The 18,055-nt window shown below is 53.5% G+C and carries 17 protein-coding genes and 1 tRNA gene; 8 read left to right on the forward strand and 10 right to left on the reverse strand.

The genetic code is table 11. The annotated features are described in order from the left end of the window. The first annotated feature begins 197 nt into the window (after positions 1 to 197). From Q0903_RS11495 to Q0903_RS11520, 6 genes are all read left to right on the forward strand, one after another. Entirely contained in the window at positions 198 to 2,150 is a 1,953-nt protein-coding gene (locus Q0903_RS11495; protein ID WP_299415366.1) for an ATP-binding protein, read from the forward strand. A gap of 19 nt (positions 2,151 to 2,169) precedes the next feature. Further along, positions 2,170 to 2,358: a hypothetical protein gene (locus tag Q0903_RS11500; RefSeq protein ID WP_299415368.1), complete on the forward strand. Its 189-nt coding sequence runs from the start codon at positions 2,170 to 2,172 to the stop codon at positions 2,356 to 2,358. Positions 2,359 to 2,716: 358 nt separating this feature from the next. After that, entirely contained in the window at positions 2,717 to 3,994 is a 1,278-nt protein-coding gene (drt3a, locus tag Q0903_RS11505) for an antiviral reverse transcriptase Drt3a (protein WP_299415370.1), read from the forward strand. After that, positions 3,987 to 5,951, forward strand: a complete 1,965-nt coding sequence (drt3b, locus tag Q0903_RS11510; protein ID WP_299415371.1) for an antiviral reverse transcriptase Drt3b — start codon at positions 3,987 to 3,989, stop codon at positions 5,949 to 5,951. Before drt3a ends, drt3b begins: the two co-directional genes overlap by 8 nt. Before the next feature lie 473 nt (positions 5,952 to 6,424). Beyond that, positions 6,425 to 7,051, forward strand: coding sequence for a hypothetical protein (locus tag Q0903_RS11515; protein WP_299415373.1), 627 nt, complete (start codon positions 6,425 to 6,427; stop codon positions 7,049 to 7,051). 42 nt (positions 7,052 to 7,093) lie between these two features. Further along, complete coding sequence (locus Q0903_RS11520) at positions 7,094 to 7,450, forward strand: helix-turn-helix domain-containing protein (RefSeq protein WP_299415375.1); 357 nt, start codon at positions 7,094 to 7,096, stop codon at positions 7,448 to 7,450. 160 nt (positions 7,451 to 7,610) lie between these two features. Here Q0903_RS11520 and Q0903_RS11525 read toward each other — a convergent pair whose 3' ends face one another. From Q0903_RS11525 to infA, 6 genes are all read right to left on the reverse strand, one after another. Next, positions 7,611 to 8,753 carry a hypothetical protein gene (locus Q0903_RS11525; protein WP_299415376.1) on the reverse strand — a complete coding sequence of 381 codons (1,143 nt, stop codon included), beginning with the start codon at positions 8,751 to 8,753 and terminating at the stop codon, positions 7,611 to 7,613. A 113-nt stretch (positions 8,754 to 8,866) separates the two neighbouring features. Beyond that, positions 8,867 to 8,941, reverse strand: a tRNA-Phe gene (locus Q0903_RS11530). Positions 8,942 to 9,042: 101 nt separating this feature from the next. After that, a complete protein-coding gene (gene yacG, locus Q0903_RS11535; protein ID WP_299415379.1) occupies positions 9,043 to 9,228 on the reverse strand; it encodes a DNA gyrase inhibitor YacG in 186 nt (61 codons plus the stop codon). Then, positions 9,225 to 10,250 (reverse strand): ribonuclease E/G, encoded by a 1,026-nt coding sequence (locus tag Q0903_RS11540; RefSeq protein ID WP_299415382.1) that lies wholly within the window; start codon positions 10,248 to 10,250, stop codon positions 9,225 to 9,227. Before Q0903_RS11540 ends, yacG begins: the two co-directional genes overlap by 4 nt. Next, a complete protein-coding gene (locus tag Q0903_RS11545; protein ID WP_299415385.1) occupies positions 10,247 to 10,825 on the reverse strand; it encodes a Maf family protein in 579 nt (192 codons plus the stop codon). The genes Q0903_RS11540 and Q0903_RS11545 overlap by 4 nt, the downstream gene beginning before the upstream one ends. A gap of 42 nt (positions 10,826 to 10,867) precedes the next feature. Then, entirely contained in the window at positions 10,868 to 11,086 is a 219-nt protein-coding gene (infA, locus tag Q0903_RS11550; protein ID WP_005978431.1) for a translation initiation factor IF-1, read from the reverse strand. 247 nt (positions 11,087 to 11,333) lie between these two features. On the opposite strand from infA, the gene Q0903_RS11555 reads away from it, so the two are divergent. Next, positions 11,334 to 12,029 (forward strand): NAD-dependent deacylase, encoded by a 696-nt coding sequence (locus Q0903_RS11555; protein ID WP_299415387.1) that lies wholly within the window; start codon positions 11,334 to 11,336, stop codon positions 12,027 to 12,029. A 58-nt stretch (positions 12,030 to 12,087) separates the two neighbouring features. Here Q0903_RS11555 and Q0903_RS11560 read toward each other — a convergent pair whose 3' ends face one another. From Q0903_RS11560 to meaB, 3 genes are all read right to left on the reverse strand, one after another. Further along, on the reverse strand, positions 12,088 to 12,564 hold the full coding sequence (locus tag Q0903_RS11560; protein ID WP_299415390.1) for a copper chaperone PCu(A)C: 477 nt from the start codon (positions 12,562 to 12,564) through the stop codon (positions 12,088 to 12,090). Between the two features lie 124 nt (positions 12,565 to 12,688). Further along, positions 12,689 to 12,988, reverse strand: coding sequence for a 50S ribosomal protein L28 (rpmB, locus tag Q0903_RS11565; RefSeq protein WP_299028543.1), 300 nt, complete (start codon positions 12,986 to 12,988; stop codon positions 12,689 to 12,691). Positions 12,989 to 13,126: 138 nt separating this feature from the next. Beyond that, the gene (gene meaB / locus Q0903_RS11570) at positions 13,127 to 14,104 is read right to left on the reverse strand and encodes a methylmalonyl Co-A mutase-associated GTPase MeaB (RefSeq protein ID WP_299415393.1); all 978 of its coding nucleotides are present in this window, start codon (positions 14,102 to 14,104) and stop codon (positions 13,127 to 13,129) included. A gap of 93 nt (positions 14,105 to 14,197) precedes the next feature. Here meaB and hrpB point away from each other — a divergent pair, with 93 nt between their 5' ends. After that, positions 14,198 to 16,621, forward strand: coding sequence for an ATP-dependent helicase HrpB (gene hrpB / locus Q0903_RS11575; protein ID WP_299416070.1), 2,424 nt, complete (start codon positions 14,198 to 14,200; stop codon positions 16,619 to 16,621). 2 nt (positions 16,622 to 16,623) lie between these two features. Here hrpB and gndA read toward each other — a convergent pair whose 3' ends face one another. Beyond that, positions 16,624 to 18,051, reverse strand: a complete 1,428-nt coding sequence (gene gndA / locus Q0903_RS11580; protein ID WP_299415395.1) for an NADP-dependent phosphogluconate dehydrogenase — start codon at positions 18,049 to 18,051, stop codon at positions 16,624 to 16,626. Between the last annotated feature and the right edge of the window lie 4 nt (positions 18,052 to 18,055).

Consider the following 18,055-nt stretch of genomic DNA (forward strand, 5'->3'; position numbering starts at 1 on the left):
TCCATCTAGCCGGTCACTGCAGTTTATAGCTTCGGTAAGGCAGCCCTTGGATAGTTTGTGTGGCACTTTCGGGCGCTTGCGAAGCGAAATAAAGCTCGACGACTTGGCAATTTCGACCTTGGGAACAAAAAATGAACTCACTAAATGGGAGGTGTAGAAATTGATTCAACCAGAAAGAGATTGGCACGGCTAGCCCGATGACATATGATCCCATAAATCATTCAAATTCAATGGATTGGGCCGATGTTGTGAGCGACTCTCAGGGAACTCTATTCGACGAACGATTTTTAGGAAAATATGCAGGGTCGATTATGTCAGACCCGACAACAGCTTTGGTGGAGTTGGTTGCTAATGCGTGGGATTGTTTTGCGACTGAAGTGAATATTCAGTGGCCTGAACTTAGCAGCAAAACACCGTTCACAATCCGAGACAACGGCTCGGGAATGACAAAAAAGGAATTCTCGACCCGATGGAGGACGTTGGATTACGATAGAACGTTACATCAAGGCGATACCGCTGCGCCACCTGAGACCCTCCAAAATGCACGGCCACGTCGTGTTTATGGGCATAATGGAAGAGGACGCCATGCAGCTTTTCATTTCTCTTCACCGTATCGAGTAATTACATGCAAAGGTGGGACGCGTTGCGTATTTGATGTTTCACAAGGTCGGGTTCACCCAATTGAAATTGCGCTTGTCGAAGAAATTCAAGGGACTTTTCCCAACGGCACTGAAATCTTAGCACTTGAGGCGCTAGGAAGCTCACTCGAACCAGACGAAGTGCGTTCTGTTCTGAGTACTCGCTTTTTACTTGACCCCAGCTTTAAAGTTGATGTGAACGGCGTATCGGTCACTTTCGATGATGTGCCAAATGACTTGATCAAAGAGCTATCAGTTCCCGTCGCTGATTATGGGATGGCAACTCTACGTATTATGGACTCAGCTCGTGCCGACCGAACGAGCAAACAACACGGAATTGCTTGGTGGGTTAATAGACGCCTTGTAGGCGAAGCGGGCTGGAATAGCTTTTCGGATAAGTTGATCGATGGACGTACTGAAGAAGCAAAGAGATATTCCTTTGTAGTCGAAGCTGATTTTTTGACACCTGCGGAAATAACGCCGGACTGGTCAGCCTTTCGCGAGGATCAGTTAAAGTGGACAACAACAAAAGCCGCTGTCCATGATCAGATACGAGATGAGCTTGCGACGCTTCTTAAAACAAAGCGCATTCAAACTCGAACCAACATAGCAAAAAAACATGCAGCTATGCTCCAGACGCTTCCGCGGTTAAGCCAAGACCGCTGGAATGGCATGTTAAACCAGCTTGTTGAACGCTGTCCTACTTTCAGCGAAACTCAATTAGAGCAAGTCATGGGGGTTTTGGCTAATCTTGAAATGTCTGAATCCCAATATAGCCTTTTAGAAAAGCTGCATAAGTTGACCCCAAATGATCTTGATTCTTGGAATGGCCTTTTAGAAGAATGGACTCTGAAATCTGCGAAAGAGGCTCTAGATGAAGTATCAAATCGCTTGAAGCTGATCGAAGAAATCCGGCAAAAAGCTGCATCTAGCGACACTAAAGAAGTACAAGAGTTGCAGCCACTGTTTGGTGAAGCATTATGGATTTTTGGGCCACAATTCGAAAGCATAGAGTTCACTTCAAACAAGGGAATGACAAAAGTCATCCGTGAGTTATTTAAAGTTGACGACACAGGATCACGAAAGCGCCCTGATTTTGCAGTCTTACCGGATAGTACCGTCGGGTTTTATGATCGTCCCGCTTTTGACAGCGAACACAATCAAGACGGCGTCGACACACTCATAATTGTTGAGTTGAAAAAGCCGGGAGTTCCGTTGGGGAACGATGAAAAAACTCAAGTCTGGGAGTATATCAAAGAACTGCGCGGAAAAGGTCTGATCTCAACAAATACTCGTGTGACTGGTTTCCTTTTGGGCGATAGCATCGCACCACAAGAAGGAGAGCCAAGCACTCATGGTGATCGCACGGTCATTCGCCCAATGCTCTACAATACATTTGTTGGACAAGCTGAAAAGCGAATGATGAACCTACACAAGCGCCTGAGCGATGCACCATTCATGAAAAAAATCTTAGACGACGAAGCGCCTATCCAACCGATCTTAGTTAATTGAAAAAAAGGAAGAGTAGGTAATGACCCAAAAGCATTTGGTTCAACGTGTAGCACTTCTGAAGCCATCAAAAGATGGCGAAGCTATCTTTTATGAAATTCATACTTTGGTCAATATAGACGGCGTCGAGAAACGCCACAGAAATGCAGATGTGACTTTTCCGACCCAAGCTGAGGCAGAGGAATGGATCGCAAAGCAGGACCATGTGTGATGCGCACCCCTTAAACTTTATTCTGGTGTGCTGGCCAATGTCCCTTCATCTGCTCATAGCGTCGATGCAGAGGTGCGTTACGGCGAAAAACCTGCGGTTCTCCTTTCCGCTATTCCTTGATCCTGTAGGGGCGACACTTTTCTCAGCTAGACTTTCTATAGCCGAAACCGATGCTGCGCTGCGACCCGTCGAAGCAGACCTTGGTCAAGCTATTCCGCGCTTCGATGGGTAGAACTGGATTAAGGATTGAAAATTTCCGATATTGGAATGGACTTTTAAGAAAATGATCGGCATCCTGATAATAGAGGAAATCAAGATTTTCTCAAAATACCTCCTCAATTTACGTTAGTAGTTCGATATGCTTCAATCTCCGTACGTCGAAAAAGCCCTAGCGCAGCACTTTCGTGTAGGCGACTCCGGAAAATGGAAGGTTGATCTCGAAAAAGACATCGATTCCATAGTCAGTTCTGCCGCCGGGCGGGCAATGTCCAACCGGCCCAACCTAGTTATCAAGTCTAAACTTGATAAGTCAGGGAAAAAAATCTTCTTCGCTGGAGACATCGAAACAGATTTGATCTTACGCGCAACCTACCGATGCCTCTCTAAGCAGTGCGGAATTCGCCTCCCTAGCCGAGAAGACATCGTAAATGGAATTGTCGAAGCTACGAGCGAAGCCTGCCCTTACCGTGTAACTAAATGTGACATCAAGTCATTTTATGAGAGCTTAGATGCCGAACCAATCGTTCGAAATTTGTTAATCGACACGAGAACGGACTCGAACCTTAAAGCAGTATTAAGACAAATTTACTCCGACCCAGCGGTTGCCAAGTCTGTAGCTCCACGCGGCCTAGCTATCAGTGCAATTTTTGCAGAGATTGCGTTGCGAGATTTTGATCGACTTGTTCGAAAAACATACGGAGTTCACCGATACTTCAGATATGCCGATGACATCATTGTTTTCTCCTTACCAGAGGTGGAAGTACTGCCAGTTATCGAAAGCGAACTCAAAAAACTCAATCTACAACTCAACGAGAAAACAGAAGTGAGTTTAGTTCGGGCAGTTGGAAAGTTAACATCTTCTGACCCTCTGCCAATCTCAAAATACACCTATCTCGGTTACGAAATTTCTGCCCATGAAAAGGTATCGAGTTTCACTTCCCGGCAGTTCGATATTTCTATTTCCGAGACAAAACTCACCAAACGAAAAACCAGATTATTCCTTGCGCTACATGCGTTTATGAACGATGGAAATACCAAATTATTGATTAACCGGCTCAATTACCTGAGTACCAACCAATCAGTCTACAAAACAAGCCACACACGTGGGGCAAAAAGGCAAAAGATTAGAACAGGCATCCACTACAACTACCCCCACTGCGGTCATTATCCAGCGTCCAAGAAAGGGCGTATTCAACAAGATCATAATGCTCATGAGTTGATTGCGATCGATGTTGTGCTGAAGAATGCTCTTTGGGGCCCACAAAGCGAATTTTCTACAAGATTTGCGTCGCTTCCCACACATCTTCAAGATGAGTTAAGACGCATCTCATTTGCTCAGGGCTTTAAGAAAAAACTAATGAAACGCTTCACAAGGCAACGTGTGTCGCAAATTTGCAAGGTGTGGGGACATGAGTGAGCTAGACAAACGCATGCGTGAACTTCGCGCAATCCTAACTGAAACTTTGCCGTATGAACTCCCTTTCGGCTTCACAAATGATAACCTTTTCCTTTCGGAACTTAAAATTGATACCCTGGACCATCAACAAAGGAAGGCAGTCGATTGGCTACGTCATGAAAACTCCGACTTCACAAAGCCCTTTTTATACAAAGTTAATAGATCACTTCGATCTCGGAACACACTGGCGATCATTCACCCTTCACATCAGTTGAAGATTGCCAAATTTCTATCAGATTTCGAAAAGACAATCGTTCAATCTTGCTCGAGAAGTACATTCTCGCTGAGGCGCCCTGCGGGAACATTACGGATCTATCAAAATGGCAGTACTGCAGACGTCAGAAAGCGCTGGTCGCTCGGATTGCCTGATCAGCAACTCGGCGAAGTTATAAACACTCCATATTCGCCCTCGTTTTTTGCTTACCAGAAGTATCTCCTTCTCAATCTTTTCTTTTCATCAAACGAGTTGGTTAGACTTGAAAGTCGCTTCAGCCACCTGAGAACACTCGATGTCTCTAGGTGTTTCTTTAATATCTACACTCACTCAATTACATGGGCGCAAAAAGATAAAGATTTCTCTAAAAAAAACGCAAAGCATTACTCATTCGAGCAGCAATTCGACACAGTCATGCAAAAAGCAAACTACAATGAGACGGCTGGTATCCTTGTCGGTCCTGAAGTCTCTCGTATTTTTGCAGAAGTCATTTTCCAAAAGATAGACCTTGAATTGGAACGTCGCGCATCAGAAAAAGGGCTTGTGCCAGAGAAAGATTACGTAGTTCGCCGATACGTGGATGACTTCCATCTGTTTGCAAAGAACTTGGACACATTAAATACACTTGAAGATCTTCTTGCTGACGGACTGGAAGAGTACAAACTTTTTCTGAATGTTGAGAAACGTGAAGAACTCCAAAGGCCATTCGTCACAAAAATTTCTCGAGTAAAGCACGAGGTAAGCCAAGTTTGCGAAGTTCTCGAGAACGCCCTCGCGCAACCAATAGCTGTCGATCTTATCAAACTAGTAGTTGTCTCCGACGCACAAAAAATTGCTCGGAAATCACTCGATGCACTTCGCTTCTTGGGAGGCTCAGAGCGCAATTCTTTCGTTAATTCCTTCTCAGAGGTTTTCTCGGCGATTGGACGGGTCATTCAAAAGTTAATCGAATTAGATTTGGGAAATGAGCACGAAGAAGTCGTTTTGGACGAGCTTCTCGGTCGCCTGAAGCTGACTATCAGAATTCTCTTCTACCTGTTGTCCGTAGATTTTAGAGTTCCTCCATTAATTCGGTCAGCGTTTATTCTGAAACAAATTGTATATCTTTCAAAACGATTACCATCTTCCCAAAGAAGATCTATCAAAGCTCTCCTTGCCTACGAACTTAGCCAACTTCTTGGAAATAACTATATCGAGAACACCGGACCACTCTCTCTTGAAGTTACAAATACGTTCTTGCTTGGCTTGATGGTAGATCCAGTTTCATTTTGCGTGCAGGATCGCGTTCGCGAAGTGATTGAAAACGTTTTGGGCGGGAAACACAAAGGATACTTCGCAGTTCTGTGCGCCCTTCATTACATCAATGGTGTTACACCACTTTCAATTGAACCTCATGACATATCCATTGAATTAGATATGCGACAGGGCTTTAGCGCTGAAACTGCAAACTTCCTCATCGACCAAGAATGTGAACCCAAAATCAATGCGGAAGATTACCTAATTTTCTGTGATTTCCTGTCATGCCCGGCAATAGATCAGACTTTGCGATGGGAGACCTTCAACAAGAAATTGGGTGGGCAGCCGCTTTCAAAAGAGAAATTCGAAGAGCTAATGTTACAGCTACGCCACACTAACTGGAAAGGTCCGGGGCACGAGTTCGAATTACTGATTAAAAGGTTGCAGCCCGTTTATTTTGAAGCATAAGTTCGAGGCGGTGGCAGATTTCTTGCGCTAGATAGTGAAAACCGACTTGTCGGCCTACACTGAGTCACTTTGCTGAGTGCGAATTTCTTAACCTTCGGGAGCAGTTAGACAATCTCAACATCGCGGCATACTACACACATGAGCGTGTCTTCTGTCACCGTTTTCCCAGATTTTGAGATTTCTCTTACAATAATAAGAGTTCCAGCTATCGAACGCTGTTCGGCACTTTGCTGATGAACGTCCCATTAATACCTTGGCAAGCGATTTCAAGCACGCTTCTCAATCTATTCTAGTGAAAAGTTGGCAACCACAATCGAAGTTGAATCGCAGATCTTCTGCATTGGCTCGCTCGACTAAATGTCGGCTTTGGCTTCGTAATCGTAGGCACTGCAAGCTGCTGCAAGTAATGACTACTTTCCGCCCTTGTGGACAACTAATAACTGATGTCGCCACTTCCCTGTTACGATTCAGGTATGAACACACGAGAACACACCCAATCGCGCAAATGGCTAACAGTTGATCAAGCCTTCGCCGTGAGCCAGCAAGCCGGTCTTGACCGCACCAAGAAAACCATTCGATCTTGGGCACGCAATGAGCATGTTAACGCCCAAAAGCAAACTACGCCAACCGGTGAGAGGTGGATGGTAGAGGAAAGTTCTCTATCGGTTAAGATCCGCTCTGAGTTAGAATTTCAGACACAAAAGGCGGTTAACCAAACAGGTGCGAACCTGTCTGAACCTGTACAGACACAGCCCGAACCCGTTCACACGGGTGCAGACCAGTACGAACACGCGCAGACGCGTTCGCACGACCGCGAAACGGAACATGCCCACGTTAACCCATCGGAACGGGAGCGGCAGCTTGAGACGCAAGTCCGGTCGTTGGAGATCGATAAGGCCGTGCGTGACAAGCAGATCGAGTTTTTCACAAAGCAAAACCAAGAAGGGCAGACGAGCCTTCTAAGCCAAAGCCGGTATATCGGGCACTTGGAAACCCAAGTGATGCGCCTGGGCGGTCAGCCCGATCAAGCATTTCTTCAAGCGCCAGTGCCGCACGTTCCAATCAATCGTGATCAGCGACCCTTCGACGGTGTGCATTAGTCCATGCACCAAGAGCGCGACCACATGATATAATTTGACGATATGGAAGCGCAAAGCATCGGACAGCTCCTTCGGGACAGAAACATCATCCTCAAAGGTGGAGACGTCATCACCAATGGCGGTGGTTTTACACAGGTGCCCAATTTCATTCTTGTGAGTAAAAAGGTCAGCGTGGGGGCAAAGCTGACATATGCGATGCTGCTCAAATACGCTTGGCAGAATGATCACTGTTTTCCAGGACAGGAAACCTTGGCCGAGGACATGGGAGCGGGGAAGCGATCTGTTGTCAGATGGATCAAGGAACTCGAGGAAGCTGACTTCCTGATCGTCAAAAGACGCGGCTTGGGGAAATCAAATCTGTACGAGTTGAACCTAACGGCTCGCAAAGCGAAAAACTAGGAGTGCCAAAATGGCACTTCTGGACACGCCAAGCGGTCACCCTTGTGACGCCAATTTGGCACTTCCCTCTATAGAAGAATACTCACTTAAGAAGATATATGTCAGCAGCACTCAGATTTTCGATTTTAAAAAGGAATAGGGAGGTTCGAGACAAGGCCAATCAAAGCCGCCCCTTCCGCACGTTGATTGCAGACGCGTCGATGCTGTTCTTCAGATGCACGGCATAGTGCCGTTCAATCATCTCGACGGACGTCCGACAGTTTTTGGCAATCTGATAGATGTCCGCGCCTTCCAGAAGGCGAAAAGAGATGTAGCTGTGCCGAAGGGAATAGAGCGACCGCCGATTGCCTTCGCGGTCGATCTTGAGCTCGATCTCGGCAAGGATGCGATTGAACTGTTTCTTGTGGTCGGCGGGGAACAGCAGGTCGGTCTGCTTGGGGTCGTTCCTTGCAACCATCCGCTGGAAGGGCATCACAGCCCCTGTCATGCTCTTGCAGTAACCAGTACCGCGTTTACCACGCACTTCGATCTCGAGGATCGTCTCAGAGGTGCCTTCGTCGTCCACAATCGACACATCGCGATATTCCAAACGGTTCACTTCATCAGGGCGCAGGCCAGTATTGGCCATGAACAAGATCAAGTCATGCAATTGCTGGGCACTGTGATGCCATGCCTTGCCCTCGGCGCGTTTGATATTTGCGCGGGTCGCTGTGTAGAGCCGTTTGTATTCCTCTGGCGAGAACCAAGCCCTGTGCGTGACTTTTGCTGATGCACGGTAAGGTTCAGACAGATCCGGCAACGCGGCCAGCCAGCCGTGCCGAATGGACAGTTTTAGCACCTGCCTAAGTGTGACCACTTCGTGGTGCATCGTGGAACGAGACGGAGGCTTAAAATCAGGGTCATCCTGCAGACGAAAGATGCGGTAGTCTTGCACCGATCCTGGCGTGATCTGTGACAAGCCCATTTCCCCAAAGAAGGGGATCAAGTGGTTCCGCAATCGCGCCTTGTGGCCACGCACATAAATCTCGTTGCGCTCACCAGCGGTGATGACCTCGTACTCTTTTACAAATCGCGCAGCGGCTTGTTTGAATGTTGTTTCCGCAACCAGTTCGCCTCGGGCCTTCTTGCCCCTCAGATCGAGATACCAGTCCTCAGCGAATTCCTTGGCCTTTGCCAAGCTTTCTTCTTTCGTACTAACCCGCCGGTTCTTGCCTTCGATATAGGTCGAACACTGCCAAACCGCACTACGCGGTCTTTTGTAGACGTGGACTTTGCCACCCAAAATTTGGTGTTTTTCAGCCATCGTAAAACTCACCCTCAAACATGTGTCAGAGTGTGCAAGTTATGTGAAAGCCGGAATCGCGCCAACAGACAGATGTTGGGTATTTCGCAAGCCATTGTTTTGTATATATAAAATGGTGCCCAGGGGCGGAATCGAACCACCGACACGAGGATTTTCAATCCACTGCTCTACCCCTGAGCTACCCGGGCACCGGGACCAGTGAACTGGTCGGGTGTGCGCGTTCTAGGGTCTCTGCTAACAGGTGTCCAGCCCATTTTTACAAACCTTCGCAACAAGGTGCTTGCGCTTCTTAGTGTGGCTTTTGTGCAGGTAGTGTCTCAACCGCCTCGATTGCCTTTTCAATATCTTCGGGATCTTCTGAAGGTGCCGCGTAGGCGCCTGAAAACCACTTGGCCAGATCAACGTCCGCGCAACGTCTTGAGCAAAAGGGGCGGTATTTTTTGTCCACCTCACCAGCGCAGATCGGACAACTCATGCCAAAAGCTCGGCCAACGGGGCGCGGGCACGTTTACGCTGTAATTCATAATGGCCCAGCGGGGTCCATCCGACCAGCGTTGTCTCCACCTCATCCGCCTTAAACGCAGATCGCAAAGCTGTCTCGAATGGGCGGCGGTCCTTTTTGGGCATTGGTGCGAGGTCCAACACGATCTGCCCCCCCAAGCCCCGCAGACGCAAAGCACGCGGCAACGCCCGTGCACAGGCCATATTGGCCTTGATACCCGCAGCAAGCGATACGTCAGCGCCTGTGTTCACATCCACAGCGACCAAGGCGCGTGTCGGCTCCACATACATAGAGGCGCCCCCTGACAGCGCTACACGGTCCTGTGCCAGACTATCGAGGGCATCGAGTACGCCGTGGTCTTCGAACCCACCGGCCTGTGTCACAACTTCGGCAGGGGCTACCCAGTCACGCCATGCCAGTACGTGGGGTCCGTCCCCTTCGGCGAGTGTTTCCATCTCTGTGCTTTCGTCACCCAGCACATTTTGCGCAAGCTCCAGCATTGCTTCGATATCCTCGGAAATGGCATCCGCATCGCCCCCCGCACAGCAAGACCGCAAAATCAGACCATAAGCTGCGCCATCCATCGCGTCATGCGCGATTTCGAGTAGGCGGTCCCGCTCTTCCTCGTCACGGATGGAGCGGGAAATGTTCAGGCCCGGAGCCTCTGGCGTGATAATCGCATAGCGGCTTTTGAACAGGAGCTTTGAAGTGACGGGGATTGCCTTGCCATCTTCGGCAAATCCGCTGACCTGCACAAGTATTGGCTGACCTGGTGCCAATCCTTTGATCTGGCGCAAAAACGCAGACCCATCGGGCGTTTTGAGGAACATGCCTCCCTGCCCTTTTACAGGTCGATCCGCAATCGCGCGGTAGATCGTTCCACTGCGCGGCACGTCAGGCGTATCAACAAGCAGATCATCGAGCGTACCATCCACCATTAAAGCGGCGGCTTCGATTTCGCCCAGATGGTCCAGAATAATAGTGCGGCCCTTCATGAGCTTTCTCCGTACAAGGGGTATCCTGCTGCGCGCAGCAGATTTGCAGTTTCGGCAAGGGGTAGACCAACAATGCCAGTAAACGAGCCTGATATCCAAGGGATCAGCACACCTGCAGGCCCCTGAATACCATAGCCGCCAGCCTTGCCGTCCCAATCACCTGTGTCGAGATAGGTCCGCAGTTCGTCTTCGGCCAGATTTTTCATCCGCACCGTACTGACCACATCACGCTCCCACAGCTTTTCGCCACGTCTCACGGCGACGGCGGTAATAACTTTGTGCCGACGCCCTGACAAAGCGCGAAGAAATCGCTCGGCCTCGGCCCGATCAGCAGGTTTGCCCAGAATACGGCGGCCCAGCGATACCGTAGTGTCGGCGCATAGAACAATGTCGTCCGCGTCTGCTGGAACCGCTGCCACTTTCTCACGGGCCATGCGTGCGCAATACGGCCTCGGCAGTTCGGCTTTGATCGGGCTCTCGTCGATGTCGGGCGCACGGATGTCATCCGCTACAACGCCGATTTGCGCCAACAATTCCTTGCGGCGCGGTGATCCTGATCCGAGGATAAATTTCATGAGCGGCTCCTCGCCCGTCTCGGCAGGCAGGCGGGGGTCAGTTTACTTGAAACGGTAGTTGATCCGGCCTTTGGTCAGATCATAAGGGGTCATTTCGACCTGTACCTTATCACCTGCCAGAACGCGGATTCGGTTCTTGCGCATTTTGCCTGCCGTATGTGCGATGATCTCATGGCCGTTTTCAAGCTCGACCCGGAACGTCGCATTCGGCAGGAGTTCCTTAACGACACCGGGGAATTCGAGCGTATCTTCCTTGGCCATGGTCTCTCCTGTAAGTTCGCCCCTAATGCAGGGGCACGCGCCTAAATGAGCGCATCCGAGCAGTTTTTCAAGGGGAGATACGCCATAGACGCATAATTTACGCCCCAGGTCATGCCAGCTTGGCTATTGTTGGCGGGAACATCGCCAGCTGGGCGCCATCCTTCTACTCATGCGCGTACATGGCCTGCTTGACGCATCATCGCTGCAACTGCACAACAGAGCCAGTCCGCGCAGCTGGAGTATTCAAATGGGCAACATCGTCATCCTCACCGGAGCAGGCATTTCCGCAGAAAGCGGCATCGAGACTTTTCGTGCCGAAACAGGGCTTTGGGCGCAGCACCGCGTAGAGGATGTTGCAACACCCGAAGGCTTTGCGCGCGATCCACAGCTTGTGGTGACCTTCTATAATGGCCGGCGCGCACAGGCTGCAGATGCCCAGCCAAACGCGGCGCACAAAGCACTGGCCCGGCTGGAGGCTGAACATCAAGGCGAGGTATTGGTAGTCACGCAGAATGTCGATGACCTGCACGAACGTGGTGGCTCGCGAAATTTGATCCACATGCATGGCGCGCTTAATTCCGCATTGTGTGGCCAGTGTGACAATCGCTGGGAGGCGCCCATGCAAATGCATGTGGGCCAAACCTGCCCGGCCTGTACGGCGCCTGCTGCGCGCCCTGATATCGTCTGGTTTGGCGAAATCCCCTATCAGATGGAGCGTATTTTCGAGGCGATCAGCCGCGCTGGTCTGTTCGTCGCAATCGGCACATCCGGCAATGTGTATCCCGCCGCAGGATTCGTAGCGGAGGCTGCGCGCGCAGGCGCGGCAACACTTGAGATCAATCTCGAACCTTCGGCTGTGGGATCGCAATTTGACGACGCACTGCTGGGTCCTGCAACGCAGACCGTTCCTGCTTGGGTCAATGATATTCTCAAACGTGGCTAGGGATGATCGGAATTTTCAAAAATTCCAGCCGGTTTTTGACAAAAGATCGCTCCCGTGGTTAGCGGGTCAAATCCACAGGAACCGTGATTTCGATCTCGCCCGCCTCTTCAAACACCAGTGTGACAGGCACCAATTGGCCTTGCACCAAAGGTGCATCCAGCCCCATGAACATCAAATGATCTCCACCACGGGCAAAGGAATGGCGCGCCCCATCAGGCACAGCAACGCCGCCCTCAATCGCGCCCATGCGCATCACACCATCGGCGTCCTGAGTGTGGGTGTGCAGCTCAACCCGCCCGGACAAGTCTGAACGTACCGCGACAAGCCGATCATCACGTCCTGTATTGTTGACTAGCCCCAAAAACGCCGCCGCTGAAGTGGAGGTTGGCAAGCTGCTGCGCAGATAAGGCTCTTCAATCACAAAAGCCGCATCACTTTGATCCAGCGGCGACATTTTCACCGAAACCGCCGCCATGACCACAGCCATCAAGGCAAACAGAACAACCAGCCCGATAACAGGTTTTGAGTGTTTCATAACAAAGCTCCTCTGTGCCGCAATCCACATATCAACGCAGTTGATGCGTGGCCAACGGGTCAAAACGAAAACGACCCCGCCCTGCGGTCAGGACGGGGTCGGCAATTTCATCGTCCAGTATCGCTTAGGACAGGGCTTCTGCCTGCGCGCTGGACTTGGCAATCGCTTTTTTGATCTTCAGCGCGTTGTCGGACAGCTCGGTGTCTTTGGCTTTGGCCAAAAACTTGTCCAAACCACCGCGGTGATCAACGCTGCGCAGCGCGGCAGCAGAGATACGCAATTTGAAACCGCGACCCAGCGATTCGGACTGGAGCGTTGTGTCGTTGAGGTTTGGCAGGAACCGGCGGCGTGTGCGGTTCTTGGCGTGGGATACGTTGTTGCCCGACATCGGGCCTTTTCCGGTCAATTCGCAACGGCGCGACATGGGTTCATCCTCTTGGTTCGGCGCGGCACTCTGTATGCAGTACCACAGCTAATCAGGCCGCGCGATCAGCGACCCGTAAATTGGTTCGTAGGCATTAGGAGGAATCGCAGCACAGGTCAACCCGCGAACCCCGCTTTCTCAGCGATCCCCGCGCAATTCGCGCACAAACGCAGCGGCAGCGGCAGCAGGCTCTTGCCAACCTGCGGCCACGGCATCGCTCAAGGTGGCCAGCGCCTTACGGGCGTGGGGTTGGTCCAGCTGTGCAAGCAGGGCCGTTTTCACCGCATCTTCAAACCAATAGCGCGCCTGATCTGCACGCGTCTGGTCCCAGAACCCTGTCTCGCGCCGCCAATCGGACAGCGTTTTCAACGTCTCCCAAACCTCGGGCAATCCGCGCTGCTCCAGCGCAGACACAGTCATGGCACGCGGATATCCCTCGGGGTCTTGCGGGCGTTTGCGCAGCAAACGCAACGCGCCTGCGTAGTCAGCCTGCGTGCGAATAGCCGTGGCTTTCAGATCGCCGTCGGCTTTGTTGATCACGATCAGGTCCGCCATCTCCATGATGCCGCGCTTGACGCCCTGCAACTCGTCCCCGCCCGCAGGCGCAAGCAGCAACAAGAACAGGTCGGACATTTGTGCCACAACAGTCTCCGATTGCCCCACGCCTACAGTCTCGATCAGCACCACATCAAATCCCGCCGCCTCGCAAAGCGCCACCGCTTCACGCGTACGGCGTGCCACACCACCCAAATGCGTCTGGCTGGGGCTGGGGCGAATAAAGGCGTTTGGATCGCGACTCAGTAAATCCATCCGCGTTTTATCGCCAAGAATCGAGCCCCCCGAGCGCGACGAGCTGGGATCAACCGCAAGCACGGCCACACGCAGGCCCTGCCCCGTCAGCATCAAACCAAAGCTCTCGATAAAGGTCGATTTGCCCACACCCGGTGTGCCTGAAAGCCCGATGCGCAATGCCTCGCGGTCTTGGCCCAGCGCTGCAAGCAACTCTGTGGCCTGTGCGCGGTGGTCCTCCCGACCGCTCTCCACCAGCGTGATGCCCCGCGCCAACGCGCGGCGCTCTCCTGCGCGGATGCGTTTCGCCATATCGGTGATATCCATAAAATGCCTCCACGCGGTTTCATGTGGTTTTCACGCCCAGCGCCATGAATGTCCAGCCTTGCCCCCCGCCTGCGCAACACGGATAAAGCTGCCATGCCCATGGACCTGCCCATTGATGACGTAATGCCCCAAGTGATCACAGCTTTGCGCACGCAAGGCCGTCTGGTGCTGCAAGCACCACCTGGTGCGGGCAAAACAACCCGCGTCCCCCTCGCCATGATAGACGCAAATTTGGCAAAGGGCCGTATTTTGATGTTGGAGCCGCGCCGTCTGGCTGCGCGCGCCGCAGCAGAGCGGATGGCCCAGACCTTGGGGGAGAGTGTGGGGCAAACCGTAGGCTATCGCGTGCGCGGGGCCTCTGCCGTCTCAAACGACACAAAAATCGAAGTCGTCACCGAAGGCATCCTCACGCGGATGATACAGGAAAATGCAGAGCTGCCGGGAATTAGTGCTGTAATATTCGACGAATTTCACGAACGCTCTCTCAACGCTGATCTCGGGCTGGCCTTGTGCCTCGAAATCGCGGGCGCGCTGCGCGATGATTTGATGTTGGTGGCCATGTCCGCCACACTGGATGCAGCACCTGTGGCGGCCCTGATGCAAGCGCCTATTGTCACAAGCGAAGGGCGCAGCCACCCCGTAACACCAAACTGGCTGGACAACCCCCTGCCCAAAACCACCCGTTACGAACAAGCCGTAGCAGATCTGGTCGTGCACGCACTGTCACGTGAAGAAGGCTCCGCCCTCGTATTCCTACCCGGCGAGGGCGAGATCAGGCGTGTGCAAACCTTACTGTCACGCATGGTGCCGTCTGACTGCACAATCGCGCCCCTGTTTGGAGCGATGGATTTCAAAGCCCAGCGTTCAGCGATCAACCCTGCATCGTCAGGGCGCAAAATCGTGCTGGCCACCTCAATCGCCGAGACATCACTGACCATCGAGGGCATCCGCATCGTGGTGGACGGGGGCCGCGCCAGACGGGCCGAGTTCAACCCCTCCTCGGGCATGTCGCGCCTTGTCACAACGCGAGTGACCCAAGCCGAGGCGACACAACGCGCAGGCCGCGCAGGGCGCATCAACGCAGGGGCCGCTTACAAATTGTGGACGCGGGGCGAAGACGGCGCACTGGCCGCCTACCCGCCCGCAGAAATAGAGAGCGGCGATCTGAGCGCATTCGCACTGGAACTGGCCTTGTGGGGGGCACAGGCAGAGGATCTGGCATTTGTCACCCCGCCCCATGCAGGCCGCTTGCAAGAAGCCAAGGCGCTGCTGCACATGCTGGACGCGCTGGATGCTCAAGGGCGCATAACATCCCATGGTCGCAAACTGGCGCAACTGCCCCTACACCCGCGTCTGGCCCATATGGTTGCCCGTGGCGGGCGTGCAGCGGCCCCCCTCGCTGCGATATTGGCCGAACGTGACCCTGTCCGTGGTGGTCCGCTGGACCTTACCCACCGTATGCGCGCCGTCGCGGGCGAGCGTACGGCGGGTGAGGTGCACCACGCGACACTGGCCCGCATCCGCCAAGAGGCCAAGCGCCTCGCAAAATCTACCCGCACCGATGGGCCCGAAGACATCGGTACCCTTGCCGCCCTCGCTTATCCTGACCGCATCGGCCTGCGCCGCACGGGCGATGCTGCGCGGTTTGTGCTGTCGGGGGGCAAAGGGGCCGTGGTGCCTGACGGCGATCCTTTGGCAGGGCAACGCCTGATCGTCGCCACCGATCTGGACGGCGATCCGCGCGAGGCCCGCGTGCGACAGGCCACAGCCCTGTCCGAAAGCGCACTCCGCGCCACCTTTCCGCAGCAGATCTCGTGGCACGATCATTGCGTCTGGTCACGCCGCGAAGGCCGCGTTCTCACTCGCCGACAAGAACGGTTCGGCGCCTTGGTGCTGGATGACCGAACATGGTCGGACGCGCCGGACGATCTTGTTGCCCGAGCCATGCTGGAGGGGATCATACAGCTGGGCTTGCGCCCTGACAAACCTGCCGCACGTTTTCTGCGCCGTGCAGCATTGGTGACAAACAACCCCGACTTTCCCGATTTTTCTGAACCACATCTAATGGAAACGCTCGCGGATTGGCTGCTACCGCATCTCGGCAAAACCCGCAGCACATCCGACTGGAAGAGCTTTGATTTGCTGCCTCCCTTGCGCGCGCGCCTGAATTGGGACCAGCAGCAACTGCTTGACCGTACCGCCCCCCCGCATCTTACCACCCCCTTGGGCAGGCAAATTGCCATTGATTATGACGGGGACACCCCCCAGATCGCGGTACGCCTGCAAGAGATGTTCGGCGTCACGCGCCACCCGATGATCGGCGGGCAGCCTGTGCAGGTTACATTGCTGTCTCCGGCGCAGCGCCCCGTTCAAGTCACGATGGATTTGCCAGGCTTTTGGGATGGCTCATATGCGGATGTGCGCAAAGACATGCGCGCACGCTATCCGCGCCACCCTTGGCCTGACGATCCGCGTACCGCCGATCCAACACTTCGCGCCAAACCACGTGGCACCTAGGATCAACTGTTGGGGCTATTCAGATCAGGCCAATTGACATTAAAGTGCCCCTCTTTGTCGGTGCGTGAAAATCCGTGCGCACCAAAGAAATCACGCTGTGCCTGAATAAGGTTCGCGGTGCCGCGCGCATGGCGCATACTATCATACCACGCCAGCGATGCAGAGAGCGCTGGCACCGGTACGCCCAGCGCAACAGCTGCCCCGACACACCGCCGCAAGGGCGCAATCGTGCGCGCCAATGTTGCGGCTATTTGCGGCGAAAGAATAAGTTGGCCGTGTGGCAACTCACCCCGAAACGCTTGGGCAAAGTCATCCAAAAGCGCCGAGCGGATGATACACCCCGCACGCCATATTTCCGAAATACGCGCCATGTCCAGCGCCCAGTCAAACTCCTCGGATGCAGCGGCCAGCACGGCGAACCCTTGTGCATGCGCCAGTATCCGCCCCGCCAACAACGCATCGGCCAAATCATCCTGCGACGGAACCTCTCCCTGAACCGCGCCTGCCGCCAGTATCGTTTCAGCCGCCACGCGGGCAGGCTTTTGCGATGACCATGCCCGCGCGCCCATAGCCCCCTCGATTGCGCTGGCGGATTGGCCCATCTTCAGCGCCTCGATCACGGTCCAGCGGCCGGTACCTTTTTGGCCCGCGCGATCTTCGATCACATCGACCATCGGCTGGCCTGTCTCTGGGTCCATCGTTTGCAGGGCCGCAGCACTCACTTCAATCAGGTAAGAGCTTAGCGGCCCCTGCCGCCACCCGTCGAACAGCTGACCAATGCGCGGCGCATCCCACCGCGCACCATCTCGCAGGACGCCATAGACCTCCGCGATCATTTGCATATCGGCATATTCAATCCCGTTGTGCACAGTTTTCACAAAATGCCCCGCCCCGTCAGGGCCCAGGTGGGCCACACAGGGGGCGCCCTCAAATTTGGCTGCGATCGCTTCGGCCATGGGCCGCAGTTGGGTCCAGCTATGCGCGGTCCCGCCCACCATCATCGACGGGCCGTGTCGCGCGCCCTTTTCGCCGCCAGAAACACCCATGCCGACAAAATGCGCGCCTGTGCCGCTTAGCTGCTCAAACCGCCGCCTCGTGTCGTTGAAATCAGCATTGCCGCCATCAATGATGGTGTCGCCTGCCGTCAACAGCGGCAACACAGTGTCGATCATCGCGTCCATCGGCGCACCAGAGGGAATCATGAACAAGATCGTGCGCGGCGTGCTCAGCGCTTCTACGAATTCCTCCAACGTGCGCGCAGGGGTTAAATGATCGCCCAGTGCGCCTGCCTCTTTGACAAAGTCGTCGATCCACTCTGTCTCGCGGTTGGTCACGGCAACTTGGAAACCCTTTTCCGCAAGGTTAAGCGCCAGCGCGCTGCCCATGGTTCCCAATCCGTAGACACCGATATCTGCTTTGTCGTTGGTCACATCC

Source organism: uncultured Sulfitobacter sp., from assembly GCF_947502895.1.
Classification (GTDB): Bacteria; Pseudomonadota; Alphaproteobacteria; order Rhodobacterales; family Rhodobacteraceae; genus Sulfitobacter.